Origin of the sequence: Streptomyces sp. NPDC001914 (assembly GCF_042891215.1) — a bacterium.
In the GTDB taxonomy this organism is placed as follows: domain Bacteria; phylum Actinomycetota; class Actinomycetes; order Streptomycetales; family Streptomycetaceae; genus Streptomyces.
Window position 1 is genome coordinate 92,763 of the sequence record NZ_JBIASW010000014.1, and the last position, 23,616, is coordinate 116,378.

A 23,616-nucleotide genomic window follows, 5' to 3' on the forward strand; every position below is an offset into this window, starting at 1 on the left:
CAAACAACCGTCTGAGCGCACACCACAACCATCGGTTGTGGCGCTAGGGTGGCCGTGTGGACCTCGAAACCGTCCGGACGTTCGTCGCCGTCGCCGAGGCGGGACAGTTCCAGGAGGCCGCCGCCGAGCTGGCCGTCACCCAGCAGGCCGTCTCCAAACGCGTCGCCGTGCTGGAGCGGATCCTCGGTGTGCGGCTGTTCACCCGCACACCGCGCGGCGCCGAACTCACCATCGACGGCCAGGCGTTCCTGCCCCACGCGCATGAGCTGCTGCGCGTGTCCGAACGCGCGATCGCGTCCGTGCGCACCGGCCGCCGTCCGCTGCGCGTCGACATCATCGCCTCGCGCGGCGCGGCGTCGGGTCTGATGCGCGAGTTCCACCGTACGTACCCCGAGGTCGACCTCGACGTGGTGATGCTGTTCGAGATCGAGACGGCGGTCGCCGCCGTCCGGTCAGGCGCGATCGACGCGTCCTTCCGCGCCGTCGCCGTACCGGGCCGGCCCCTCCCCGAGGACATCGAGTCCGTCCATGTGCTCGACGAGCCGCTCCACCTGCTCACCGGCCCCGCGCACGCGCTGGCCGACGCCACGTCGGTGACCGTCGCCCAGCTCGTCGGCCACCGGATCTGGATGCCGGGCATCGTGCCCGGGACCGAGTGGGCCGTCTACTACGACGACCTGGCCGCCGAGTTCGGTCTCACCATCGAGGCGACCGGCCCCAACTTCGGCTCCGACGCGCTCCTCGACACCGTCGCCGACACTCCGGCGCTCGCCACGTTCATGGGTGAGCGGACCCTCCCCAGGCTGTCGCCGGGAGGTGCCCCGAACGTCTGGCGCGACGAACGCGGTCTCCGGTTGATCCCGGTGACCGAACCGACACCCGTCTACCCGCATTCGCTCGTGTGGCACCGCGACAATCCGCACCCGGCCCTGGCCACGCTCCGCGGCTACCTCGCCGACGCCGCGACCGGTCACGGCGCGGCCGGGACCTGGACCCCGCGCTGGGTGGTCCCGCGCTGACGCGCCACCGAGCAGGGTCCCTGCCGCCCTAGGGAGCGGACGACCCCTCGGTCCCTGCCCGTAGAACCTCGGCCAGTGATGTCGCCCGGTGCCCGGTGAGGTCCTGGACGGCGGTGGTCACGGTGGCGAGGGAGCCGTCGGCGATGGCCGTGTAGGTCGACACCCAGGCGTCGACCTGCCAGTCGGGTGCCCCGTAGATCGCGCGCGAGGCGTACGCCTCCTCGGTCGTCTCCGGCACATAGGTGACCGGCCGGCCGCCGGCGGCGGTGAGGGTCCGGGCCACCTCCGTGAGGGTGAGTGCCTCCGGTCCCGTCAGCTCGTAGGTGCGGCCTGCGTGAGGAAGCGGATCACGCAGGACCGCCACCGCGGCGTCGGCGATGTCGTCCTGCGCGATCAGGGCCGCTCTGCCGTCACCGCCCGGCCCGCGGATCGCGCCGTCGGCGCCCACGAGGGCGGGCATGAAGTCGGCGTAGAGGTTGTCCCGCAGGAAGGTGAAGGGGACTCCGGCGGCGCGGATGTGCTGTTCGGTGTGCCAGTGGTCCCGGGCCAGCGTGAAGGTCGCGTCGGGTGAGGCGCCGTAGAAGGAGATGTACACCAGGTGTGCGACACCGGCCCGAGCGGCGGCGTCGACGAAGGTGCGGTGGTCCCGGAGCCGGTCGGGGGACTCCGAGGCCGAGACCATCAGGACGCGGTCGGTGCCGCGCAGGGCGGCTACGAGGGCTTCGTGGTCGTCGTAGGCGCCCGGTACGGCGATCGCGCCGGGGAGCTGGGGAGCGCGGGACGGGGTGCGGGCCAGGAGGGTCTGCGCCAGGCCGGCGGCGGCCAGCCGGCGCGCGACCCGCCCGCCGAGACGGCCGGAGGCTCCGGTGATCGCGTAGGTGGCATCGATGGGAGCCAACGTTCTCCTCCTGGAGCGGATGCGGACGGCGGTACGAGACGGGTGTCTAGAGCTCGACGGCCGCGTACGACTCTACGTACGCGTCGTCGTCGGCGCCGTAGTACGTGCAGGTGCGCGCCGTCAGGTCGACGTCGTACCGGACGGCTCCCGCCTTCCAGCAGCCCTGGACGAACTCCGGGAACGTGGTCAGGCCCGCCTGGTCGGCGCGCAGTGCCTCGATCAGCGCTTCCCGGTCGAACGGCGGGACGTCGACCATGCCGGTGACCAGCGGCTCGCCCTGGACCGCGACCGGGCCGGCAGTGGTCAGGTAGAGCATCGCGTTGGACGGCACGGTCATCCGGCAGCGGGTGACGCCCGCCTGCCGCAGCGACTCGGCGAGGTGGGGGAAACCGCCGACCTGGGGGCGGACGGCGCCGGCACGCTCCAGTGCGGCCCGCAGGGTGTCGATCGCGTCGGTCATGGTGCTCTCCCGGAGGGGTGATGTGCGGGCGCCGCCGTCGGTCACGGCGTAGTACGATGACAACAAATTTACAGAACGACAATGTGTTGTCAAAAAATTGCGGCCGCGGAAGCCGTCGAACGCAGGAGAGGGGTGGCCGAGGTGCCCGATGCGCCGGACGAGATGGCCTTGCTGGTCGCGGACGTCTTCGAGGCGGCGGGCGCGCTGCGCAGGTCCGGGGAGGCGATCGCGGCGGCCGAGGGGCAGACGCAGGCGCGATGGCAGGTCCTCAGCGTCGTTTCCGACGGACCTCTGCCCGTCGCCCGGGCCGCCCGTCGCCTCGGCATCACCCGCCAGGCGGTCCAGCGCGTCGCCAACGACCTCGTCCGCGACGGGCTGGCCGACTTCCGGCCCAACCCCGACCACCGCAGCTCGCCGCTTCTCGGCCCCACGCCCCAGGGGCGCCGGGTACTGGGCGAGATCACGGGCCGCGCCGCGGCGGCCCACCGCGTGCTCTCCGCCGGCCTCGCCCCCGCCGACATCGCCGCCGCCAGAGACCTGTTGCGCCGGGTGATCGAGCAACTGCGGCTTCAGGAGGGCGAGTAGACGTCCCCGGCGCGGAGTCGGCCGAGCACAGCCGGAGTTGGACCAGGCGTCACGCCTGCGGCGTCGTCCGCCAGCGGCCCGGGTGCCCCGGAGGCAGTTGGAGATCTTCGCGTACGGCCGCGTAGTAGCCTTCGCGGCCGGCGCGTTGGCGTTCGAGGAGTGCCTGCCAGGCCTGTGGATCGCGGGTGCCCGAGCGCTGGAAGCGTTCCATCTCCATGACCACGGTGACCCATGTCCGGGCCTGGTCCACCACTTCGCGGCTGCCCAGCATGAGCAGGGCCTCTCCCGGAGGATCGCGGTCGTCGGTGGCCCGGGCCAGGAGCGGTTCGGCCTCGGCCAGGGTCAACGGGTGCGGATGCGGGTCGTTGCCCAGGTGGGCGGCGACGCGGTAGGTGAGGGTCACCGATTTCTTCAGGGACCGCGCGTACTCCGAGTACACGGCGAGGCGCCGCTCCTCCCACCGGCCCGCCTGATCGCGCTTGAAGCGCTCGCGGTCGCTGCGGGCGAGGGCCAGATACGAACCCAGCGCGCCGATCACGACGCCTACGAGAGCGGGGAGTTGCTGAAGAAACGCGGACATGATCGAACCGTACCGGCTCCGTCGGCGCGCGGCCGAGGCGGGAAGCGGCCGCACCGCGCGCGGCCGCTTCCCGGCGCGGTGGCCGGTCAGGGCAGGAGTTCGACGTACCCGTCGGTGCCGTGCACGCGGATCCGCCGGCCGTCCGGGATCAGACGGGTGGCCCCCTCCACGCCCACCACCGCCGGCAGACCGTACTCCCGGGCGATCACCGCGCCATGGGTCATCAGCCCGCCGACCTCCGTGACCAGGCCGGCGACCGCGACGAACAATGGCGACCAGCTGGGGTCGGTGAAGGGCGTGACCAGGATGTCGCCCGGTTCCAGGTCGGCGTCCGCCATGTCCAGGATGACGCGCGCCCTTCCCTCGATCGTCCCGGCGGACACCGGCAGACCGACCAGGGCGCCTTCGGGTGCGTCGTCACGCCGGTAGGCCCCGGTGACGGCCTCACCGTCCGAGGTGAGCACCCGCGGCGGTGTGAGCCCCTGGTACGAGCGGAACGCCTCCTTGCGCTCCTGGACGAGCCCGTGGTCCACCCGGTTCGCGCGGACGGCGTCGTGGAATTCCTGGAACGTGAGGTAGAAGACGTCCTCCTTGTCGGTGAGCACGTCCGCCCGGACCAGGCGCTCGGCCTCCTCCAGCAGAGCCCGCTTGTAGACGAAGGACCGGCTGACGATGCCGTACTTCGGGTACTCCCGGTACCCGGCGAAGGCCCTGACCTGGTCGATCATCCGCTTCGCCGTGTCCGCCCTGGAGTCCCCGTCCGGCTGCGCCCGCAGGCGCGCCAGCACGTCCCGCTCCTTCTCCAGCGCCCGGTGCCGCCCCTGTTCGAAGCGCCGCCCGGCCGCGCCAGGACCGAAGTTCCTGACGTTGTCGAGGATCACGGGCACGAGCGTGGCGGGGCGCTCGCGCCACCGTGGCCGCGTGATGTCGATCTCGCCGACACAGCGCATGCCGTACCGGTCGAGGTAGGCCTCGACGGCGTCGCGGACCTCGGTCCCGCCCGCGAGCTTCGGCAGCTCGTCCAGGAAACCGTCGTCGTCGACGCCTTCCAGGAACGCCACCACCTCCGGCCGGGAGCGGACCACGTCGGCGACGTCGAGCAGGTCCAGGCCCATCTCCGAGGTGATGTTGTCGGGAGCGGACAGCGTCAGCGTGTCAGCCGCGTTCTTCTCGCCCAGCCACTCCAGCAGCTTCTCGTTGAGCCACCAGGTGGCCTCCATCCCCGCCATGATCGCCCGCATGTTCAGCGGGTCGCCGAGGACCCGCTTGTGCTCCTCGAAGGCCTCCAGCAGGAAGTCGAACAGCGCCGGTCCCGTCCTGGTGCGGATGTCCCGCTCCAGGGCGGCGACGGAGGCGCGGCTCCGCTCGATGAGTTCGGTGACGATCGCGGGATCGGCCTCGGCCGGGGTGGACCCGCTGTCCGCCGCGGGTCGGCCGGGAGCCGGATCGGGGAGCGAGGGGACGAAGTCGTCGCGGTCGAGGACGGTCTCCAGCGCGTTTCTGACCAGCGGATCCCCCTTCCCCATGACGTCCAGGAGGGCGGCGCGGCTCGCGGGCGAGGCCAGCCGCCGGGTGACGTCGACGAACAGCCTCCCGCCGGCCTCGTGCATGGGCACCATCGCCGTGAGCTGCCACAGGGAGTACCCGAGAGGCTTCATCGCGTCGGTCATCATCTGCTGATGTCCGACGGAGGCGTAGACGTGGTTCTCCCCGTCGTCGGCCTTCGGGACGGGGAACAGGGTCGTGACCGGGCGGCTCTGCACGATCAGGAACTCGTCGTCGGCCAGGCACCATTCGATGTCCTGCGGACGGCCGAAGCGCGCTTCGATCCGCCGCCCCAGCCGCACGAGTCGTACGGCCTGCTCATCCGTCAGCGCCGGCTGCTCCCGCCGCCGTGCGTCGATCGCCACTTCCCGTGTGCCACCGGCCGGCAGGGCCTGAACGGCACGCTGTTTGGAGCCGATCGTCCGCTCCACGACCTCGTCGTCCCGCACCTTGAAGACGTCCGGGTTCACCAGTCCGGAGACCAGCGCCTCGCCGAGACCGAACCCGGCGTCCACGGTGGCGACCTTCCGGTTGCCCGTGACGGGGTCGGCCGTGAACAGGATGCCGGACGCCTCCGGGAACACCATCCTCTGCACGACCACGGCCATGTGGACCGTACGGTCGTCGATGCCGTTGCGCCGGCGGTAGGTCACCGCCCGCTCGGTGAACAGCGATGCCCAGCACCGGCTGATGTGCCGCAGGATCTCCGCCCGCCCCACGATGTTGAGATACGTGTCCTGCTGGCCGGCGAAGGAGGCCGTCGGCAGGTCCTCCGCCGTCGCGCTGGACCGGACGGCGTAGGCCGCCCGTTCGTCGCCGTGCCGGGCGAGGGCGCCGGTGATCGCGGCAGCGATGTCCTCCGGAACGGCGGTCTCCTCGACGGCCGTCCGGATCTGCGCGCTGAGCGTGCGGATCGCCTCCCGGTCGTCCGGGTCCACGCGCGACAACGCGTCGAGCCGGTCGCCGAGCGACGGCGTCTCAGCCATGATCCTGCGGAAGGCGTCCGTCGTCACGCAGAAACCCGCCGGTACACGGACGCCTTCGGTCTCCGACAGGCTGCCCAGATGGGCGCCCTTGCCGCCGACGGCCGCGACCCGCGTCCGGTCGACCTCCTGAAGGTCCAGCACGTACTGCTCCGTCATCGCGATGCCTCCGAGGCGGCTGTGCCGTGTCGTGCTGCGCTGTCCGGTCACTGGTGCCCCAACTCTGTCGAACCTCTTGCCGTGCACGTCGTCGTCCCTGCTTGCCTTCCCGCTCACACGGTGTCCGGCCGCTCCGCCGGTCGGGCGGCGCGTACCCGCACTCTCGCGGGACCTGGCATGGAGCGACGATTGTGCGGGGTGACCGGGGCCTTGCGGCAAGCCCCCCAGTGCGCTATACGTTGAGACAGGCAAGGAGAGGGCTCTCCTTGCCTTTGTCGTTTCACGCCACGAGCAGGCGGAGTCCGAGTTCCGCCGCGTCGAGGGCGACGAGGTCGCGGTTGCGCTCGGCCCACCGGCCCGAGGACAGGTCGTCGCGCAGGTGCGCCACCGCACGGCGCTCGGCCTCCGGCCCGACCCTGGTCCATACGGACACCGCGCGGCGCACGGGTTCGTCCAGGTACGCCTCGGGCCTGCGCCAGTAGGCCTCGAAGAATCCGTCGGCGCAGTCCCACGGAATGAGCACCGGCTCCGCACGGCCCCCGATGGCGCCGGTCAGGTCGGCGAGGGAAGGCCAGTCGACGAGAAGGTCGGCGAACTCGGGCAGGTAGTCCCGGACGAGCCAGAACCGCTCACGCCAGGCCGGGCTTCCGGCGTCGTACGTGACCACCACCACGCGGCGGGCCACGCGCCGCATCTCGCGCAGCCCGGCGATCGGGTCCTGCCAGTGGTGGACGGTGCTGAACGCCATCGCCGCGTCGAAGGACCCGTCCTCGAACGGAAGGTTCTCCGCGCTCGCGGCCACGCACGGCGCCGCGTCCGCGGGGCGCTGGGCCCGCATGACCGCCGACGGTTCCACCGCGGTCACCTGGCGGTCCCGGGGCTCGTACGAGCCGGTGCCGGCGCCGACGTTCAGTACCGTCCGGGCATCCCCGAGCGCCTCCCAGACCCGCGCCGCGATCCGCGGCTCGGTCCGCCGCGTCGCCGGATAGGCGGAGCCGATCACGTCGTACAACTTCGCTCCGAGCATGGTCAGTTGTTCCTCCGGAGTCGTCCTGATCCCCATGGCCCGTGCCTCCAGTTCCCTGTCTATCGCCATCACCATGGCCGCGGCACGGTCGCGTTGATCCAGCAGCAGGCCGCGCAACCGGTGCAGGTGCGCGACCGCGTCGGTGGCCGGGTCGTCGACCAGATCCGCGATCTCCCTCAGTCCGAAGCCGAGCCGCCGGTAGGCGAGCACCTCGCGCAGCCGCTCCACATCTGCCGCCGCGTAGGCCCGGTAACCGGCCGAGGTCCGCGCGGAGGGCCGTACGAGGCCGATCTCGTCGTAGTGGTGCAGCGTGCGGACGCTCACGCCGGCCAGCTCCGCCACGCGTCCCACGGTCAGGTGTTCCTCCATGCCACCGACCATGCGGCATCACGTCGTGTGAGGGTCAAGGCGGGTGCCCCACACCGGGTCTCGTCAGCCACGGTCTTGCCAACGTCGTTGCGTCCCTTGATAGTTGACCCGTTCCGCGGTGATCGGTTCCGTGGGACGGAGCCGATGACCAGGGGGGACGGCATGGTGCGGGGTGCCAGGAGTACGGCGGAACTCGGTGAGAGACGCGGGAGTTACCCGATAGCCGGTGCGACGGGTGCGGTGCTGCAGATGTTCCGGCGCATGATCGTGGCCTTCCTTCTCGTCTTTCTGGGATTCCTGATCTTCAAGAGGCCCCACGGCGGCCTCTCCAAGGGACTGATCGCGATCGCCGTGATCGCCGGCCTGATCGCGTTGCGGTTCGTGTGGAGCCGGCTGTCCCTGAGGGCCGGCGTGCGCGTATGTCACATCCACACCGGAGGTCTCGCCGTCACCGGGCTGTTCGGTCAGGTGAAGCACGTCGTTCCGTGGGACGGGATCGCCGAACTGACGCACATCTCGAACCTGTCGCCCCTGCTCACCTTCCACCGGTTCGAACTGGTGCGGCGCGGCGCCAGGACCGTGCCGATCCTCGTCCTCCAGGCGAACCCGGAGTTCGTACCGGCCCTGCAACGAGCGTCGGAACAGGGAGGTCTGCGCCCGGAGCGATGAGCCGGTCGATGCCGCGGCGGGGCCCTGGTTCTCACCCCCGTGCGAGCCGTTCTGCGTCCCGGCCCACGTCCCGCTCGTCTTCCTCTCCCGCTCCTCCAACTTTCCCGCCCGTCTTCCTCTCCCGCGCTTTGATGGACCAGACTCGGGCGCATGGACGCCATCCCACTGAGCCGAGGTGACCTGCGGTGGGTCTTCCCGGAGGTGCGGGACCTCGAGCCGGTCCTCGACGCCCTGTCCGAGGCCGACGCGCACGTCCGGGAGCTGACCCGGCACCTCGGTGTGCCTGAGGGCAGGGCGGGCGGCGGCTTCGAGTACCGGCGGACTGAGGGGATCGTGGCGGCTGGGATCTTCGCCGCCGCCGAGGCGGAGGGAGTCGGCTTCACCGCCGACCTGTGCTTTCCGCGCCGGTGCCTCTGGGACCTTCGAGGGGGCCCTCCCTGGGAGGTCGAGGCCGAGGTCCTGGTCGTGTGCGACCGGGGGCCGGACTGCGGTGGTCATACGCTCGCCGAGTGGGCGGAGACCTTCACGACACCGCTCGATGCCGCGGTGGGACTGGTGGAGGCGAGTGCCTGGCTGCTCGCACGCGCACGCGCCGCACCTCCGGCCTCTTGGCGGTCCCGGGACGACGCCCGTTGCCGCGAGCCGGCCCCCTAGGGCAGGGCGTCGCGCCGGAGCGGGGCCTCGCGCCGTCGTGCGAGAGGTGAGCGCCCGGGTCGGGTCAGGTCGTCAGATGCGCCTGGAGCGGATCACGTCGGCCGCGCCGAACACGTCGTTCTTGCCTGCGATGAGGTCCTTGCACAGTTCGACGAGTTCGCCGTACGGGCTGTCGAGTCCCTCGCCGCTGGCGTGCATGTAGGCGATGGTGACGGCGCACGCGAAGCGGACGTTGAGCGAGGGGAGCGGCCGCAGCAGGAGCAGCGTGTGCAGCAGGGCGGCCGCGCGCCACGAAGCGTCGGGATCGACGCCCAGGCGGGGCGGGTCCACGCGGTGGCGCGCCACCGCCGCGACGAGCGCGGAGAAGTCGCTGATGTGGGGCTGGTCGGGGAGTGCCGCTTCGTGCTGCCGCAGGAGCCAGCGCACGTCGATGTGGACGACGGGTGCCATCGGTCTCAGGCAGCCCTGTCCGTCGTACGGGCGACCGGACCGTCGTCGATGCCCGCCGCGGCGATGGCGTCGGCCAGCGCGGGATCGTGGAAGACGCTCTGGAAGACCGCCGCGCCCTCCTGGAGCGCACGGTGGTGGGCGATCGCGTTCGCGGTGGACGCCCTCACGAACGCCTTCATCGGCATGTTCTGCTCCTGGGCGATGGCCCGCAGGTCGGCGAGTTCCGCGTCGGAGAATTCCACGTTGAGTGCTGCCATGACGGCAGGGTACCGCTGAGGTGCCCCGACCTCAATCATCCCAGCTCAGCCAGTGTGTATGGGGTGACTCCAGCGGTACCCGGGTGGACGCTGGAGTGGCGGGGACCCGCTCCGGCGCGCCTATCGCTGCTCGCCGGGCGGCACCGGTGGGCCGGCCGCGCCGACGCAGGCCTCGTTGCCCTCGGGGTCGGCCAGTACCCAGTTCGACGGGGCGTCGGCGTCGCTCACCAGGCGCCCGCCGGCCGCCAGGGCCGCGGCGATCCGTGCCTCGGCCTGGTCGTACGGCACCCACACGTCGATGTGGACGCGGTTGCGCTGCGGCCTCGGGGTGTCCATCGCCTGGAAGTAGAACGGCGCTCCGCGGCCGCCCGGGTCGACCAGGTCCTCGCCGCTGTCCGCGCGGTTCCGGTAGCCGAGCAGGGCACGCCAGAACGGCACCACGTCGGCGCCGGAGAGCGCGTCCACGGTGACCTGGACGGTCTGGACGGCGGACGGATCGGCCGTGATGTCCAGGGAGCGCGCGAGCGCCGAGATCTGTCCGGCGAGGTCGATGTGCCGCTCGGTCAGTCCGTAGTAGTCGTCCGTGAGGGTGATCAGCCGTACGGTCACACCCTCCCGGCGCAGGTCCACGTCCGGGTGGTCGTCGACGACCCCCGGCAATTCGCCGATGGCCCGCACGAGTTGGGCGCCCATCGCGAACGACCCGGTCCTGAAGTAGGCGCACGCCCCCTCGCCGACCACGCGCCAGTCCTCGAGGCCCGCGGTCTCGTGGAAGCGCTGCGGCCTGATGTGCTCGGTCCTGTTCTCGCCCTCGATCATGCCGCCAACGTAGCGTGCGACGCCGACAGTCCTCGCCCTCGCGGCACCTCGTCATGCGCCGAGGGGAGGGCGCGGATCGTCCATGCGGGAGAGCCAGGTGGTGAGGAGCGCTTCCAGCGAGCCGGCCTCGGCTGTCGTCAGTGAGTCCAGCAGGTGGCGTTCGTTGCGCATGTGGTCGGTGAACGCCCGGTCGATCAGTTCGCGGCCTGGCTCGGTGAGGGCGACGATCCGGCCGCGCTGGTCGTCGTCGGAACGGCGCCGGGTGACGAGTCCGGCCCGCTCCAGGCGGTCGATCCTCTTCGTCATCGCGCCGGTGGTGACCATGGTGTGGGCCGCGAGTTCCCCGGGCGCCCGCTCGTAGGGTTCACCGGCCCGGCGCAGTGCGCACAGGACGTCGAACTCGCCCTCGCTCAGACCGTAACGGTCGTACACGAGGCGCAGCTCCTCGGTGAGCCGGTCGGCCAGGCGGTGCAAGCGGCCGATCACTCCCTGTGGCGTGATGTCGACGTCGGGTCGCTCGCGACGCCACTCGGCCTGGATGCGGGCCACGCGGTCCTGAGACTCGCCATGCCCCTGGGTCTCGCCATGCCCCTGGGTCTCGCCGTGCTCCTGAGATTCACCATGCTCCATGGCTTCATATTAGCTTCCCGGGAAGTTATATTAGCTTCCATGGAAGGTAATATGCGATGGGTGGCCCTGACCGCGGTCGCGCCGGTGGCCTGGGGGACCAACTACTTCGTGACGCACGAGTTCCTGCCGGCCGACCGACCCCTCTACGGGGCCGCGCTGCGGGCACTGCCCGCGGGCCTCGTCCTGCTGGCCCTGTGCAGACGGCTGCCACGCGGCGCGTGGTGGTGGCGGTCCGCCGTGCTCGGGCTCCTCAACATGAGCGTGTTCTTCGTCCTCGTCTACGCCGCCTCCCAGCTCCTGCCGACGAGTGTGGCCTCGACCGTCATGGCGGTGGCCCCGCTGACGATGATGCTCATCGCCTGGCCCCTGGTCTCCGAGCGGCCCCGGGGCACCCACCTGGCCGGCGCCGCGATCGGGCTCGGCGGGGTCTGCCTGATGCTGCTCTCCGGGGTGAAGGCGGTGAGCGTCCCGGGAGTCCTCGCCTCGGCCGCCGCGATGCTGGTGTCGTCCTTCGGGTACATCCTGGCCAAACGGTGGAGCACGGGTGTCGACGTGCTCGCCTCGACCGCCTGGCAGCTCACCGCAGGAGGACTGATCCTGCTGCCGGTCGCCGCCGGAGTGGAAGGCCGTCCGCCCGCGCTCTCCGGGCCGACGCTCCTCGCCTTCGGCTACGTCACCCTGATCGCCACCGCGCTGGCCTTCGCCGCCTGGTTCACCGGGCTGCGGCATCTGCCCACCGGAACCGTAGGACTGATCGGACTGCTCAATCCCGTCACCGGCGTCCTGCTCGGCACGGTGGTCGCGAAAGAGGCGCTGACCCTCCAGCAGCTGGGCGGCCTCGTCCTGGTCCTGGCCGGAGTCGTCCTGGGCCGGCCCAGACGCGCGGACCGGCGCGACACGGGCCGGATGCCACCTCACCCGGAACGCGTGAGAGGTCCACGACCACGCGCGGTTCGCCGTTGAGCCTGCCTCCTTCGAGCCGGCCTCGGTTGAGCCGGCCTCGGTTGAGCCGGCTTCCTGGCGAGCGCGGCGATGTCGTACGTGGGGGAGGAGCCCGCGATCAGCCGGGCCCGGGACCGTAAAGCGAGCGAACGGCCCGGCCCACTGCCGCTGTTGCTACCGCTGTACGGAGAACTCGTTGCCGTCGGGGTCGAGCATCAGCACGCGGTCGCCGGGGCCCTCGCCGGTGGATGTACGCGTCGCGCCGAGCGAGACCAGTCGGTCCACCTCGGCCTCCCGCTCGGTGCCCGCGGGGAGCGTCAGCTCGAAGAACAGCCTGTTCGTGCCCGTCTTCGGGGCCACCGGGGGGCCACCCCAGGTGATCTTCGTGCCGCCGTCCGGCGACTGGATCGCCGTCTCCTGGTCCTGGTCCCAGACCAGCGGCCACTGCAGGGCCTCGCTCCAGAAGTAGCCGACCTCCTGCGTACCGTCGCAGGCCAGCGCGCCGATGACCCCGGTGTCGGCGAGGAACTTGTTGCCCGCCTCGATGACACAGAACTCGTTGCCGTCCGGATCGGCCAGCACCACGTGTTCCTCTTCCGGGAGCTGGCCGACGTCGAAGTGCTCGCCGCCGAGTTCCAGGGCCCGGGCGACCGTCCGCCGCTGATCCTCCGGGGAGGCGCTCGTGAGGTCGAAGTGCGCGCGGTTCCGGCCGTTCTTGGGCTCCTCGCTCGGCAGGAAGCGGATGCGGAACCCGGCCTTGTCGGGCGACACGATCGCGACACCGTCCTGCGGCCCGTCGTCGGCCGGCTCCCAGCCCAGGAGCCCGGACCAGAACCGTGCCAGGTCCGAAGGCCGGGTCGCGTTGAAAGAGATCGCGAACAGCTGACTGGTCATACCTGTGCAACTCCGATCGGCCGACGGTCGGTTCGAGGCCTTGCCCTCCGCGCGCGTGCAGCATAGGGAGGGCCGCGCGGGAACCGCATCCGAGTTTCCGCCGCGAGGAAGCCCCGATCACTCCATGAGGGCATCCGCCCTCCCTCTGAAGTCACACACCCCGATGCGCCCGTGCGGCCGATCCCTCGTGCGGTCGATTCTTCGTGCGCCCTGGCCGAAGCGATCCGGTCGGACAGATGTGGCACCATCCGCACGTGGTCGATCGCATGGATGACGTGGACTGGTCGGGACTGTTCCATGCCGAGGGGCCGGCCTCCGACACCCCGCGCCGTCTTGCGGCACTCCTCGGGGACGACGCGAAGGCTTTCGTCGACGGGTACACGCACCTGTGGTCGACGACGCTCCGCCGGGAAGGCAAGGCCTGGCCCGCGACGGCGCCCACCGCGCTGCTGGTCGCCGAACTCCTGGACGATCCGCTGCTGGGGCCCGACGATCCCTCACTGCCGGACGCGATGCTCGCCTACCTGTACGTGGTCGGCGTCGCGGCCGACCTCGGCGAACGGGCGCCGGAGATCCGTTCCCTGGCCGAGGACCGTGCGGCGGAGGTGAGATCCTGGATCGACCACTACCTGTCGGCCGACGCCGAAGTCCGGGCCCGCATGTGGCGGGACGGCACGGGGTGGGGCGAACTCGTCCTCGACCAGGCGGCGCTCGCCTGCTTCGACCTGGTTCCCGCGTTCCTGCGACGAACGCTGCCGCACCTCACGTCGGAGCGGGCCCGGCGCAGGACGTGTGCCGCCGCGGCCGTCGGCTCACTGGCCCGGCACCCCTCGGCGTCGGGACAACGTCCGGCGCTGCTGGCCCGGTTGACGTCGATGGCGCAGGCCGCCGGAACCCCGTACGACCGGGCGACGATCTTGATCGCCGTCGGCGGTCTCGGCGGCGAGACGCGCCCCTGGCTCTCCGATCCGCATGCCGGCGTACGGCTCTGCGCCGCACTCGCGCCCGGCCTGACCGGCGACGACACGGCGGAGCGGCTGCGGCGCGAACTGGCCGGCTCACCAGGCGCGTTCGTCGGGTCCTTCGGTGACATGGCCCCGCCGCTCCAGTTCCAGTTCACGCCCTACAAGGACCTGCTCACGCCAGCTGCCGGGCGGTGAGCCGTCGCAGGGAGGCCTGGGCGGGCGGGCCCCAACTGGGCTTGCCTCCCGGGAGTCCGCGGCGGCCCGCGTCAGCGATGTGCAAGCAGGCGAGGGCCCGCAGCACCGCCCAGCCGCGGGCACGGCGGAGAGTGGCGGGGTCCGGGCTCGGAACGTAGGCCTCGTGGAAGCGGTCGACGGCGCCGTCCGGCAGCAGGATCCACGCGGCGGCGAGATCGAAGGCGGGGTCGCCGGCGAAGAGGTCGCCGAAGTCGATCACGCCGGAGAGGGTGCCCTGCGTGGTGAGGACGTTGGCCGGGTGCAGGTCGCCGTGGAGCCAGATACGCGGGCCGGTCCACTCGGGCGCGGCGGCCGCGTCCTCCCAGACGGCGCGGACGGCGGCCGGGTCGTGGACGAGCCCCAGCTCGGTGGCGGAGGCGAGTGCCCTGGTGAAGTGCTCGGCGGTGTCAGCCAGCGGGCCCCCGCGGTCCCGGCCCTCGGGCGCCTCCTCGGGGGCGGGCCGGTGGAGCGCGGTCAGGAAGGTTGCCAGGGCGAGGGCCGAGTCCGCGGGGTGGGCCGCGGGGGCGCGGTCGGCGGGCTCGCCCGGCACCCACGTGGTGACCAGCCAGGGCCGGGCGAACCGTGCGCCGGGCTCGCCGAGGTACTGCGGGACGGGAATCCGCAGCGGAAGGAGCGGGGCCAGGCGGGGTACCCAGGCATGCTCCTTACGCAGCAGCGCGTCCGCGGACTGCGACGCCCAGGGCAACCGGACCGCGAGGTCGTCGCCGAGCCGCCACACCTGGTTGTCCCAGCCGCGCGCTCCGACCTTCAGGGGAAGATCCGCCAGGTCGGGACGCTGCTCCCGCAACAGCTCCCGGATCAGGTCCTCTGTGATGTCCGGTTCGGTGGACTCGGTGGATGCCATGTAGAACAAAGGTAGTTGAGCAGCGCTGTTCGCGGACGGCCTCGGGGCCGCCTCACCCGGTCCAGTACTGGGCGAGAGCCCCTTCCCTGAACGGGGCGGGGGTGACGCTGAGTTCGCCGGCGAACGGGCGGTCCAGGACGAAGACCAGGAGCAGGCTGAAGCCGACGAGCCCGGCGACCGAGGCGACGAAGAGGATCTGGACCCTCAGTTTGCGCATGCCGTAGAGGAACGTGAGCGGGATCAGGACGAGCGCGCCACCGAAGGCCAAGACCTGGAGCAGTGAGGGGAGTTCCTGGCGCGCCATGGTGATGCGGGCGCGGCGCTGGGAGGCGACGTCGTTGAGATGGTTGACGGCCTCCTCGTAGAAGACCTGCTCGCTCTGGCTCTTCGGGTCGTACTCCTGGAGTACCTGGAAGGCGGATCGGAGGTGGGACTCCGTGGCCCCGTAGCTGGGATCTCCCGTGCGCATCCGGGGCCACTGGTCCTCGACCACCGCGTGGACGTAGCCGTTCATCGCGGTGTCGAGACCGGCACGGACCGGCGCCGGGAACGCGGCGGCGTCCCGGGCGATGAGCGCCGCGTCGGTGGCCTCGGAGGCGACGATGGTCTGGGTGTCCTCCAGTTGGGTCCAGAGGGTGACGATGACGAAGGCGAGGATGATCCCGTAGATCGCGCCGAACATTCCGAGGGTCACTCCGACCATCTCGTTGTGTTCACCGCGGGCCACCGAGGGGTACTTGCGGCGCAGCAGCACACTGCCGCCGACGGCGAGGAGGACGGTCCCGCCGACGATGACGACGGCCAGGGTGAAGGTGCTGAAGTGGTTGAGCAGCCAGAGCGAGAGGTGCGGGGAGTCGAGAGCGGACACGACTGCCCAAACGCACGGAGTTGATCAGCCGCTACGGGTGCGGCCGGCAAGTTCACACCACCGGGTGAGAGACCGATTCCGCCGGACCCCGTGCGCGCGCGTCCCGGCCGGCCCCGGCCCTACGCGGACGGCAGTTGGTCGTACATGCGGAACGTGTAGGTCGCGTCGTAGCTCATCAGGTTCCCGCTCGACGCAGGGAGCCCCAGTCGACGGTTGAGCGGTCCCGTCAGGGGCCCGCAGTGTTCGGCCGCGGGGGCGGTGAAGGTGTCGTCGTACGCCGAGAACTCGATGATCGGGGGATCCTGGGAGACCCACTTCGAGGGGCCGGACCGCTTGAGCCGGAAGTCGACCGGCGTGCTCACGCCCACGGTGCATCCGTGCGGCAGAAGCGGGCTCACCAGCCGGAACTTGAGGCTGAACTGGCCGGTGTAGAAGTCGGACCGGCCTCCGTACTCCGGCTTGATCGCCAGGCGAAGCCGCCGGGCGTGCTCGCCGGTGGTGGTCCCGGTGATGCCGCCCGGAACGGAGGTGGGCGCGCTGTGCATCGCACCCCACACCTGTGCCTTGGTGCCGTCCGGCATCGGCCCCTCGGCGTGCGTCATGGTGATCGGGGCGAGTGTCACGTCGACCTTCCCCATCGTCAACCGGGGTGCTGCCGTGTGGACTTCGCATCGCCAGCGCGCCGGGTCCGCTCCGGCCGGAAGGGCGGGGCAGTCGCTGAAGTCGGTGGCGGACGTCGGGGTGGTGGAACTCGGTTCGGTGGCGGCGAAGCCCGGGGTGTACGCCCCCACGAGCCCGGTCAGGGCGGCGGCTCCCGCGAGAGCGAGAGCGGCGCGACGGGGGAGTGAGGGACGGCGGTCATCGGGAGTCGTGTTCAACATGACCACAGCCTGCCGACCGTGACCGGGCAGCCGCCATCCGTGACGTCCCCGCCTCGGCCCTGACCCGACCCTGACGGCGCGTCAGGGGTGATGCCCCTCGTCTCGGCGGAGGTTCGCGGGGTGGGTGTAGGGGGCACGGCGCCTCCACGACGTGGCCGGTGGCGTTGTCAGACCCCTCTGGCAGTATCCGACGCATGGATCTTGCCGATGTGTTCGCGGACCTCGACCGGGTGGCCTGGGCGGAAGTGGAGCATGCCTACGGCCCGGCCGATGACGTCCCCGGTCTGCTGCGCGCGCTCATCGGCGACGACGAGGAGAACGCGGCGGAGGCCGAGCAGGAGTTGTGGAGCGGCCTCGTGCACCAGGGTTCGGTGTACGAGGCCACGGTGGTGGCGGTCCCCTTCATGGCGCGTCTCGCGGCCGCGGGCGTCCGTCGCAAGGAGTTGCTCGGCCTCTTGGGCGCCGTCGCGGAGAGCACGGACGAACGCGGTTTGGTCCGGCCCGGTGCGGCACGCGCCGCCGTCGTGGCGCAGGTGCCGCTGCTCGTGCCTCTGCTCTCGGACGACGATCCCGAAGTGCGGCATTGGGCGGCCTGGGTCGTGGGCCAGTGCGGGCCGGCGGCGGCCCCGGACGCGTCCGCGGCGTTGCGGTGGCGCTGGGAGACGGAAACAGATCCGGTGGTGCGCGCCGATGTGGTGAGCGCGTCCGTCCGGGTCGACCGGGCTTCGGCGGAACGACTGTGCGCGGCCGCCCTGGACGCATCGGAGGCTTCGCCGGTCCGTGTGGCGGGCCTCCTGGCCGCCGTGGACACCGGCAGACCCTGGGACGGTGAGCTCGCCGCGGCCGTGGCGGCTCTGGCGCCGCTGAAGCGGCACACGGCGGACAGCCTCTGGGAACGGGCGCCATTGCGGGCCCTGGCCGCCGGCCTGTACGAGCGTGGCAGCATTGACGCGGCGATCGAGGTCGTCGTCGAGGCGCTGGAACGTGCCGTGCGGGCGGCAGGCGTCGAGGCCGACCCCCGGCCGGCGGTCACCGAGGCGACCTGGGCGGCGGAGGCGCTCGCCCTGTGCTCCAGGAGCGCGCCCGCGCGGCTGCTGCCGGCGATGCTGCCTCTCCTGGACAGCGAGGCCACCGCCGGTGATGTTCTTGAGGCGGTGTGCCAATGGGGCGAGCCCGCTCCACAGGCGGTTCCGGCACTGCTCGTGCTCGCCGACGGGGCGAGCGACATGGCCGACTGCGCTCTGGCGGCACTGGTGTCGCTGGGGGCGCCCGAAGCGTCGGATCTCCTCGCGCTTCATCTGGAACAGCGGCCGCTCGCTCTGGAAGCCGCCTGGGCACGTGCGACCACGCGACGACCGCCGGCTCCTCTGCCGTGCACGGCGGCGTTGCTCGACTCGGTCCGCGCGCGGCTGGCCGCGGTGACGGCCGACGGCGCGCGCGGGCGTAAGCGCGGCTCGTTGTTCGAGGGCGGGCTCGTGGCCGTGAACGAACCGGTCTACCTCACGGGACTCCTGGCCGGCTGGGGGCGCTCCGCCCGTGCCGCGCTGCCCGAACTACTGGACGTGCTGCCGCAACGCCCCGCCGTGGCGGGCCGGGCGCTCGCCGCCGTCGCCGACGCGGAGCGCGACGCCCACGTGATCGTCGCCCTGCGATCGGCCGCAGGAACCGGTTCCCGGGCGGGCCGTCTGGGCGCCGCGACCGCGCTCCACGCTCTGACGGGCGACACGGGTGCCCTGTTCGCCGTCCTTGGACCGGCGCTCGGCGAGCTGAGCGAGCCGCGCGACCAGTGGGTCCGGGCCGCCGCCACGCTCGGAGAACAGGCCCGCCCGCTGCTGTCCCAGCTCTCGGCGATGGCGGCCGAGCCGGCCGACACGCGGACGAGTGGTACCGCGTTCCAAGCCGGGCTGGCGGCGGCCGGCGTCGTGTGGGAGCTGACCGGAGATCAGGAGATCGTGCTGCCCGTGATCCTGGAGGGCCTGGCCCAGGCCGGCCGGCCATGGGGTCACCGGGCGGCTAACAGCGCGGCCGAACTCGCCACTCGCCTCGGCCCGCGTGCCACGCCCGCCGTTCCCCACCTGCTGGCGATGCTCGACCGGCCGGACACGGCGGTGGCGGCCGCGCGAGCGTTGGTGGCCGTGCACCCGGGCAGTGACCGACCCGCCGGTGTCCTGCTCACCGACCTCGTCGACCGCGTCCTCCCGGCGGTGAGACCCGGCGCGCGTCTGCCCTCCGCCCTGGCCGCACTCGACGCCCTCGCCGCGATCGGCCCCGCGGCGCTCACCGCCGCCCAACTCGACCGCGTCCGGGCGCTCGCCGACGGGGACCGCCGCATCGTGGGATCGGGCAGCCACAGCGAGATCATTCACGACGACATCGAGTTCCGTGCCTGTGCCGCGAACTTGAACCGTCCGGACGACCACGCTCCCGGCCGGTCCGGGGTGATACGTGGGTGAGCGCCGTCGTCCCGTTGTCGCCGCGCCTGCGCGCGGCACTCGCCGAGGCCGAGCGGTCCGCGCCGGAGGAGGCCGGAGTCTCAGGGGCGGCGCCGCGCGCGGAGCAGCGCTGCCGGAGCCGGGGGTGAGCCAGATGCCGTCCATGCCCCGGGCGGGCGACCGGGCGGGATAATCAGGGGGTGACCCTCACCTCGCGGCAGCTCACCCTGGCGACCCTGGACCGTCAACTCCTCCTGGAGCGAAGGCGCCTGGACGTGGCGGAGGCGGTGCGCCAGGTCTGCGCCGTCCAGGCACAGTCACCCGCGTCACCGTACCTGGCCCTGTGGAACCGCGTGGAGGGGTTCGCGCCCGAGGATCTCGACGCAGCGTTCAGGGACCGCCGGATCGTGAAGGCGAGCCTCATGCGGATCACCCTGCACGCCGTCCACGCCGACGACTACGCGCCGTACCACGCCGCCATGGTCCGGAGTCTGCGGGCGTCGCGCCTGTACGACCGCCGCTACACCTCGACCGAGCTGACCGACGACGACGCAGACGTGCTGCTCCCGCGCCTCGCCGAGTTCCTGGCGCGCCCCCACACGGGAGCCGACGTGGAGGCGGAGTTCACCGCGGACTTCGGCGAACACGCGCGCCGCCTGTGGTGGGCCCTGAAGACGTACGCGCCCATCCAGCACACCCCGACCGGCGGTCCGTGGTCCTTCAAGCTGCCGAACACCTATCTCGCCTCGGCCGTCGACCCGGAGGGCGAGACGAAGGACGCGGCGGCGGGGGTGCGGCGGCTCCTGCTCGCCCATCTCCGGGCGTTCGGACCGGCGTCGGCACAGGACTTCGCGCGGTTCACGCTGCTGGGACGCCCCGTGATCACTCAGGCGCTGAGCGAGCTGGGTGACCAGGTGGTGCGGGTCCCCGGGCCCTCGCGCACCGCCCTCTACGACCTGCCGGACGCCGCCGTACCCGCGGAGGACACCCCCGCGCCGCCGAGGCTGCTGCCGATGTGGGACAGCACGCTGCTGGCCCACGCCCTGCCCGGACGTCTCATGCCCCAGGAGTACCGGCCGCTCGTCGTGCGGCGCAACGGCGACACCCTGCCCACCCTGCTCGTCGACGGCCAGGTCGCCGGGGTATGGCGGACTGCTGACGGAGGCCTGGAACTGACCGCGTTCCGCACGCTCGGCAAGGCGGCCTGGCGGGGGCTGACCGAGGAGGCGGAGAAGCTCGCCGCCCTGCTCGCGGACCGGGACCCTGCCCCGTACAGCCGCTACAACCACTGGTGGGACAAGGGGATCCCCGCCGCCGAGAGCAGGACGGTCAAGGGCTGACGAACTTCGCGGCCTCCTAGGATTGCTCGTATGGCGAAGCGCAAGGTTCAGCGGCGGGTGCGGTCGATCCTGGGGGAGGACCCCACGGCCGTGGTCTGGTGCGAGATCCACAAGAGGATCCCCGAGCCGCCCGCGGACGTCCACCGAGTCGCCGGCAAGGGCCGGCTGAAGCCGGGACACCACTGGCTGCTGTACGTCGGGGCGGTCGCGTTCTTCTTCGTGGTCGTCCCGATGATGCTGATCGACAAGCTCGGCGACCGTCTCGACGGGAAGCGGTCGGCGAGGTCCACGCGAAACCGCCCAACTACTGGGGGCCGGACGTCCGTTGACGGCGGTCGAGGGACGAACGGTCGCGGCGGGGAGGATCCGGCCGACGGCGTCTTCGACGGTGACTGGAACCTGACCGCGGGCCGGCTGCTCCTGGGCTGGTACACGCAGTCGCCCAGCCCGAAGCGTCTGGTCATGCTGGCCCGCGACCGAGTCTGCTTGGCCGCGTCTCCGCGCCGCAGGCTGTCCCCCACGAAGGCGGACGACTTCCGGATCGTCACGGAGTACCCGTCTTCCGAAGTCCGTGTGGAGAGCGAGGCCGGTCAGCCGCGGGGGTTCGCCACGTTCCGGCTGTGCTTCCCCGACGGCTCCTGGCTGGAGCTGGGCCGCCTGGCCGAACCCGAAGACGCCGACAGCTTCCTGCGGACTGTGAACTCCTGATCCGTACGGGGAAGTTGTCCGCAGGACCTCATCCGGTGCCGGGCGGCCCCTGCGGGGAGATCAGCCCGCTCTCGTAGGCGAGGACGACGGCCTGTACCCGGTCCCGCAGATCGAGCTTCGACAGGATGCGGCCCACGTGCGTCTTCACCGTGGTCGGGCTGAGGAACAGTCGGTCCGCGAGTTCGGCGTTGCTGAGGCCGGTCGCCAGCAGGCGCAGCACCTCCAGTTCGCGCGGGGTCAGCCCCGCCAGATCGCGGTGCAGTCCGGTCCGCGGGGACTCCTCGCGGTGCGCGAAGCGCTCGATCAGCCTGCGGGTGATGGTGGGCGCGAGCAGCGCGTCGCCCGAGCGCACGAGGCGCACGGCGGCCACGAGGTGTTCGGGGGTGACGTCCTTGAGCAGGAAGCCGCTCGCTCCGGCGGTGAGCGCCGCGTAGACGTAGTGGTCGAGGTCGTAGGTCGTGAGGATGATGACCCGGGTGCCCTCGGAGCCCCGGGTGCCCCCGAGGTCCTCGGAGCCCTCGCAGCCCCCGGTTCCGTCGGTGTCGTAGGGGCTGCCGGCCAGGATGCGCCGGGTGGCCTCGATGCCGTCCATGCGCGGCATCCGGATGTCCATGAGGACGACGTCCGGACGCGTACGCGCGACGGCGTCGACGGCCTCGGCGCCGTCCGCCGCCTCGGCCACCACCTCGATGCCGTCGGCGGCGAGGATCATCCCGAAACCGGTACGCACCAGGGCCTGGTCGTCCGCGATGACGGCACGCAGGACCGGCCCGTTCACACCGCCTCCCACGGGACGCGCGCGGTGACCTGGTATCCGCCGGACACCGTGGGACCGGCGGTGAGCCTGCCGCCGTAGACCGCCAGCCGCTCGCGCAGCCCGATCAGCCCGCGGCCGTTGCCGTCCACCGGGGGCGAGTCCCGTACGGCTCCCGTGTCGGTGACCTCTATCTCCAGCCAGGAACCGGAGTAGCCGATCGACACCGCCGCGCCGGCGCCCGCCGCGTGCTTGATCGTGTTGGTCAGCGCCTCCTGGACGACGCGGTACGCAGTGAGTTCCACCCCGGGCGGCAGCGGCACCGGAGGCAGCGACACCGTCAGACCCACCGGAGTCCCGGCGGCCCGCACCCGCTCGGCGAGGGCGTCGAGCTGCCCGAGGCCGGGCTGCGGCTCCAGACCGTCGGCGGGGGTGTCGGCGCCCGCCTCCGCGCCCGACAGCAGGCCCATCACATGGCGGAGTTCGGCCATGGCGGCGCGGCCCCCGGCCTCCACCGCCAGCAGTGCCTCCTTGGACCGCTCCGGCGCCGCGTCCATCACCTTGCGCGCCGCGCCCGCCTGAATCACCATCACGCTCACATTGTGGGTGACGACGTCGTGGAGCTCGGCGGCTATGCGGGCGCGCTCCTCCTCCACGGCCCGGCGCATGGCCTTCTCCTGGGCCTGCTGGAGGTCCGTGAAACGCCTCCGGCTGGCCTCCAGCCGCAGGCGCCCGAGCCGGACGAGGCTGGCCAGCACCCCGACGACCAGGAGCACCACGGCGGGACTGGACCAGCCGGGAAGCATGGGATCCGCGTTCCGGAACGCGAGACCCGCGAGCACGGCCGCGACGATCAGACCCGCCAGGGCCCGCGTCCGGTAGCGGCTGTGCGCGACCGCTCCGTACGCCGCGACACTGCAGGTCAGCACGTTGATCCAGGAGACGCCGTCGGCCAGGGCCAGTACGGCGGTGGCGATGACTCCGAACGCGAGCAGCGGATATCTGCGCCGGGCCGCCAGCGGCAGCGCCGACAGCACCACCAGGACCCAGGACCCGGATCTGGGCTCGGTCGCCGGCTCGAACATCGGCCCGGGTTCAGGGGCGGCCGGGGGGTAGGGGATCGCGTCCCGGCCCTCGGTCACGGCCCGGGAGCTGATCCGTACCGGTCCGTCCCCGGGGTAGCGGGCCGCCACGACGAGCGCGACGACGGTCAGGACGACCGCCAGCACGACGTCCAGGCGCACCGCCCGCCGGGACAGCGGGGCGGGTTCGCCCTCGGGCCGCATCGCGTCCCGGACGTGCGCCCACCACGTCCGGGGCCGCAGCACGTCGCCGGCCCGCTCCCGCCAGTGGTCGGCCCGCTCCCGCCAGTGGCCAGGTCGCTCCCGCCACGGGCCGGGCCCTTCCCGCCGTGTGCCCGCGGGCGACGTGTCGTGCGGCCGCCCGTACGGGTCCTCCTTCTCCATCCGCACATTGTGCGGTCCCGTGGCACGGGACCACGTCCGTCTGCGTGACCGCCGCACCTGTCCGCCAGGCGTACTCCTCGAGGATGACCCCGCCGCCGGGTCCTCCGCGGGGAGGGCCGGATGTCGGTGCCACGGCCGACGCGCCGCCGCCGTCTCCGTCCGT

Annotated in this window: 24 protein-coding genes; 9 read left to right on the forward strand and 15 right to left on the reverse strand. The window is 72.1% G+C overall.

From position 1 onward, the window contains the following. The first annotated feature begins 56 nt into the window (after positions 1-56). On the forward strand, positions 57-1,019 hold the full coding sequence (locus ACFYYF_RS31640) for a LysR family transcriptional regulator (RefSeq protein WP_388780904.1): 963 nt from the start codon (positions 57-59) through the stop codon (positions 1,017-1,019). 28 nt (positions 1,020-1,047) lie between these two features. On the opposite strand, the gene ACFYYF_RS31645 is transcribed toward ACFYYF_RS31640, so the two are convergent. Next, entirely contained in the window at positions 1,048-1,917 is an 870-nt protein-coding gene (locus tag ACFYYF_RS31645; RefSeq protein WP_388780905.1) for an SDR family oxidoreductase, read from the reverse strand. A gap of 46 nt (positions 1,918-1,963) precedes the next feature. After that, on the reverse strand, positions 1,964-2,377 hold the full coding sequence (locus ACFYYF_RS31650) for a DUF1398 family protein (protein ID WP_388780906.1): 414 nt from the start codon (positions 2,375-2,377) through the stop codon (positions 1,964-1,966). Between the two features lie 132 nt (positions 2,378-2,509). Between ACFYYF_RS31650 and ACFYYF_RS31655 the strand changes: the two genes are divergently transcribed. Next, entirely contained in the window at positions 2,510-2,962 is a 453-nt protein-coding gene (locus ACFYYF_RS31655; protein WP_388780907.1) for a MarR family winged helix-turn-helix transcriptional regulator, read from the forward strand. Positions 2,963-3,011: 49 nt separating this feature from the next. Here the strand turns inward: ACFYYF_RS31655 and ACFYYF_RS31660 are convergent, their stop codons facing one another. The 3 genes from ACFYYF_RS31660 to ACFYYF_RS31670 form a co-directional block, all read right to left on the reverse strand. Continuing rightward, positions 3,012-3,542: a hypothetical protein gene (locus ACFYYF_RS31660; RefSeq protein ID WP_388780908.1), complete on the reverse strand. Its 531-nt coding sequence runs from the start codon at positions 3,540-3,542 to the stop codon at positions 3,012-3,014. Positions 3,543-3,628: 86 nt separating this feature from the next. Beyond that, positions 3,629-6,229 carry a rifamycin-inactivating phosphotransferase gene (gene rph, locus ACFYYF_RS31665; protein WP_388780909.1) on the reverse strand — a complete coding sequence of 867 codons (2,601 nt, stop codon included), beginning with the start codon at positions 6,227-6,229 and terminating at the stop codon, positions 3,629-3,631. 280 nt (positions 6,230-6,509) lie between these two features. Further along, a complete protein-coding gene (locus ACFYYF_RS31670) occupies positions 6,510-7,625 on the reverse strand; it encodes a MerR family transcriptional regulator (RefSeq protein ID WP_388780910.1) in 1,116 nt (371 codons plus the stop codon). A gap of 144 nt (positions 7,626-7,769) precedes the next feature. Between ACFYYF_RS31670 and ACFYYF_RS31675 the strand changes: the two genes are divergently transcribed. Both ACFYYF_RS31675 and ACFYYF_RS31680 read left to right on the forward strand, forming a co-directional pair. Further along, complete coding sequence (locus ACFYYF_RS31675) at positions 7,770-8,294, forward strand: hypothetical protein (RefSeq protein WP_388780911.1); 525 nt, start codon at positions 7,770-7,772, stop codon at positions 8,292-8,294. A gap of 150 nt (positions 8,295-8,444) precedes the next feature. Further along, entirely contained in the window at positions 8,445-8,948 is a 504-nt protein-coding gene (locus tag ACFYYF_RS31680; protein WP_388780912.1) for a hypothetical protein, read from the forward strand. 72 nt (positions 8,949-9,020) lie between these two features. Here the strand turns inward: ACFYYF_RS31680 and ACFYYF_RS31685 are convergent, their stop codons facing one another. The 4 genes from ACFYYF_RS31685 to ACFYYF_RS31700 form a co-directional block, all read right to left on the reverse strand. Beyond that, positions 9,021-9,398, reverse strand: a complete 378-nt coding sequence (locus ACFYYF_RS31685; RefSeq protein WP_361690412.1) for a toxin Doc — start codon at positions 9,396-9,398, stop codon at positions 9,021-9,023. 5 nt (positions 9,399-9,403) lie between these two features. Further along, on the reverse strand, positions 9,404-9,655 hold the full coding sequence (locus ACFYYF_RS31690; protein ID WP_388780913.1) for a hypothetical protein: 252 nt from the start codon (positions 9,653-9,655) through the stop codon (positions 9,404-9,406). A gap of 120 nt (positions 9,656-9,775) precedes the next feature. Beyond that, positions 9,776-10,474: a VOC family protein gene (locus ACFYYF_RS31695; RefSeq protein WP_388780914.1), complete on the reverse strand. Its 699-nt coding sequence runs from the start codon at positions 10,472-10,474 to the stop codon at positions 9,776-9,778. 51 nt (positions 10,475-10,525) lie between these two features. Beyond that, positions 10,526-11,104, reverse strand: a complete 579-nt coding sequence (locus ACFYYF_RS31700; RefSeq protein ID WP_388780915.1) for a MarR family winged helix-turn-helix transcriptional regulator — start codon at positions 11,102-11,104, stop codon at positions 10,526-10,528. Between the two features lie 39 nt (positions 11,105-11,143). Here ACFYYF_RS31700 and ACFYYF_RS31705 point away from each other — a divergent pair, with 39 nt between their 5' ends. After that, the gene (locus tag ACFYYF_RS31705) at positions 11,144-12,067 is read left to right on the forward strand and encodes an EamA family transporter (RefSeq protein WP_388780916.1); all 924 of its coding nucleotides are present in this window, start codon (positions 11,144-11,146) and stop codon (positions 12,065-12,067) included. A gap of 153 nt (positions 12,068-12,220) precedes the next feature. Here the strand turns inward: ACFYYF_RS31705 and ACFYYF_RS31710 are convergent, their stop codons facing one another. After that, positions 12,221-12,940 carry a VOC family protein gene (locus tag ACFYYF_RS31710; RefSeq protein WP_388780917.1) on the reverse strand — a complete coding sequence of 240 codons (720 nt, stop codon included), beginning with the start codon at positions 12,938-12,940 and terminating at the stop codon, positions 12,221-12,223. 254 nt (positions 12,941-13,194) lie between these two features. On the opposite strand from ACFYYF_RS31710, the gene ACFYYF_RS31715 reads away from it, so the two are divergent. Beyond that, positions 13,195-14,100 (forward strand): hypothetical protein, encoded by a 906-nt coding sequence (locus ACFYYF_RS31715; RefSeq protein WP_388780918.1) that lies wholly within the window; start codon positions 13,195-13,197, stop codon positions 14,098-14,100. Here the strand turns inward: ACFYYF_RS31715 and ACFYYF_RS31720 are convergent. The 3 genes from ACFYYF_RS31720 to ACFYYF_RS31730 form a co-directional block, all read right to left on the reverse strand. Then, positions 14,078-15,004, reverse strand: coding sequence for an aminoglycoside phosphotransferase family protein (locus tag ACFYYF_RS31720; protein WP_388780919.1), 927 nt, complete (start codon positions 15,002-15,004; stop codon positions 14,078-14,080). The two genes, ACFYYF_RS31715 and ACFYYF_RS31720, sit on opposite strands and share 23 nt — an antisense overlap. A 52-nt stretch (positions 15,005-15,056) precedes the next feature. Then, positions 15,057-15,872 (reverse strand): DUF4239 domain-containing protein, encoded by an 816-nt coding sequence (locus tag ACFYYF_RS31725; RefSeq protein ID WP_388780920.1) that lies wholly within the window; start codon positions 15,870-15,872, stop codon positions 15,057-15,059. 119 nt (positions 15,873-15,991) lie between these two features. Next, positions 15,992-16,753 carry a hypothetical protein gene (locus ACFYYF_RS31730; RefSeq protein ID WP_388780921.1) on the reverse strand — a complete coding sequence of 254 codons (762 nt, stop codon included), beginning with the start codon at positions 16,751-16,753 and terminating at the stop codon, positions 15,992-15,994. Between the two features lie 194 nt (positions 16,754-16,947). Between ACFYYF_RS31730 and ACFYYF_RS31735 the strand changes: the two genes are divergently transcribed. From ACFYYF_RS31735 to ACFYYF_RS31745, 3 genes are all read left to right on the forward strand, one after another. Beyond that, positions 16,948-19,206 (forward strand): HEAT repeat domain-containing protein, encoded by a 2,259-nt coding sequence (locus ACFYYF_RS31735; RefSeq protein WP_388780922.1) that lies wholly within the window; start codon positions 16,948-16,950, stop codon positions 19,204-19,206. A gap of 179 nt (positions 19,207-19,385) precedes the next feature. Then, positions 19,386-20,525 carry a winged helix DNA-binding domain-containing protein gene (locus ACFYYF_RS31740; protein WP_388780923.1) on the forward strand — a complete coding sequence of 380 codons (1,140 nt, stop codon included), beginning with the start codon at positions 19,386-19,388 and terminating at the stop codon, positions 20,523-20,525. A 30-nt stretch (positions 20,526-20,555) separates the two neighbouring features. Then, positions 20,556-21,233 (forward strand): hypothetical protein, encoded by a 678-nt coding sequence (locus tag ACFYYF_RS31745; RefSeq protein ID WP_388780924.1) that lies wholly within the window; start codon positions 20,556-20,558, stop codon positions 21,231-21,233. Positions 21,234-21,261: 28 nt separating this feature from the next. On the opposite strand, the gene ACFYYF_RS31750 is transcribed toward ACFYYF_RS31745, so the two are convergent. Then, complete coding sequence (locus ACFYYF_RS31750) at positions 21,262-22,011, reverse strand: response regulator (RefSeq protein WP_388780925.1); 750 nt, start codon at positions 22,009-22,011, stop codon at positions 21,262-21,264. Continuing rightward, entirely contained in the window at positions 22,008-23,453 is a 1,446-nt protein-coding gene (locus ACFYYF_RS31755) for a sensor histidine kinase (protein ID WP_388780926.1), read from the reverse strand. The genes ACFYYF_RS31750 and ACFYYF_RS31755 overlap by 4 nt, the downstream gene beginning before the upstream one ends. Positions 23,454-23,616: the final 163 nt, after the last annotated feature.

Bases quoted from the DNA above. Each gene is read 5' to 3' on its own strand.
- ACFYYF_RS31650 (WP_388780906.1), bottom strand. From the start codon at position 2,377: ATGACCGACGCGATCGACACCCTGCGGGCCGCACTGGAGCGTGCCGGC.
- ACFYYF_RS31660 (WP_388780908.1), bottom strand. From the start codon at position 3,542: ATGTCCGCGTTTCTTCAGCAACTCCCCGCTCTCGTAGGCGTCGTGATC.
- rph (WP_388780909.1), bottom strand. From the start codon at position 6,229: ATGACGGAGCAGTACGTGCTGGACCTTCAGGAGGTCGACCGGACGCGG.
- ACFYYF_RS31670 (WP_388780910.1), bottom strand. From the start codon at position 7,625: ATGGAGGAACACCTGACCGTGGGACGCGTGGCGGAGCTGGCCGGCGTG.
- ACFYYF_RS31675 (WP_388780911.1), top strand. From the start codon at position 7,770: ATGACCAGGGGGGACGGCATGGTGCGGGGTGCCAGGAGTACGGCGGAA.
- ACFYYF_RS31680 (WP_388780912.1), top strand. From the start codon at position 8,445: ATGGACGCCATCCCACTGAGCCGAGGTGACCTGCGGTGGGTCTTCCCG.
- ACFYYF_RS31685 (WP_361690412.1), bottom strand. From the start codon at position 9,398: ATGGCACCCGTCGTCCACATCGACGTGCGCTGGCTCCTGCGGCAGCAC.
- ACFYYF_RS31690 (WP_388780913.1), bottom strand. From the start codon at position 9,655: ATGGCAGCACTCAACGTGGAATTCTCCGACGCGGAACTCGCCGACCTG.
- ACFYYF_RS31695 (WP_388780914.1), bottom strand. From the start codon at position 10,474: ATGATCGAGGGCGAGAACAGGACCGAGCACATCAGGCCGCAGCGCTTC.
- ACFYYF_RS31700 (WP_388780915.1), bottom strand. From the start codon at position 11,104: ATGGAGCATGGTGAATCTCAGGAGCACGGCGAGACCCAGGGGCATGGC.
- ACFYYF_RS31705 (WP_388780916.1), top strand. From the start codon at position 11,144: ATGGAAGGTAATATGCGATGGGTGGCCCTGACCGCGGTCGCGCCGGTG.
- ACFYYF_RS31710 (WP_388780917.1), bottom strand. From the start codon at position 12,940: ATGACCAGTCAGCTGTTCGCGATCTCTTTCAACGCGACCCGGCCTTCG.
- ACFYYF_RS31720 (WP_388780919.1), bottom strand. From the start codon at position 15,004: ATGGCATCCACCGAGTCCACCGAACCGGACATCACAGAGGACCTGATC.
- ACFYYF_RS31730 (WP_388780921.1), bottom strand. From the start codon at position 16,753: ATGTTGAACACGACTCCCGATGACCGCCGTCCCTCACTCCCCCGTCGC.
- ACFYYF_RS31735 (WP_388780922.1), top strand. From the start codon at position 16,948: ATGGATCTTGCCGATGTGTTCGCGGACCTCGACCGGGTGGCCTGGGCG.
- ACFYYF_RS31745 (WP_388780924.1), top strand. From the start codon at position 20,556: ATGGCGAAGCGCAAGGTTCAGCGGCGGGTGCGGTCGATCCTGGGGGAG.
- ACFYYF_RS31755 (WP_388780926.1), bottom strand. From the start codon at position 23,453: ATGGAGAAGGAGGACCCGTACGGGCGGCCGCACGACACGTCGCCCGCG.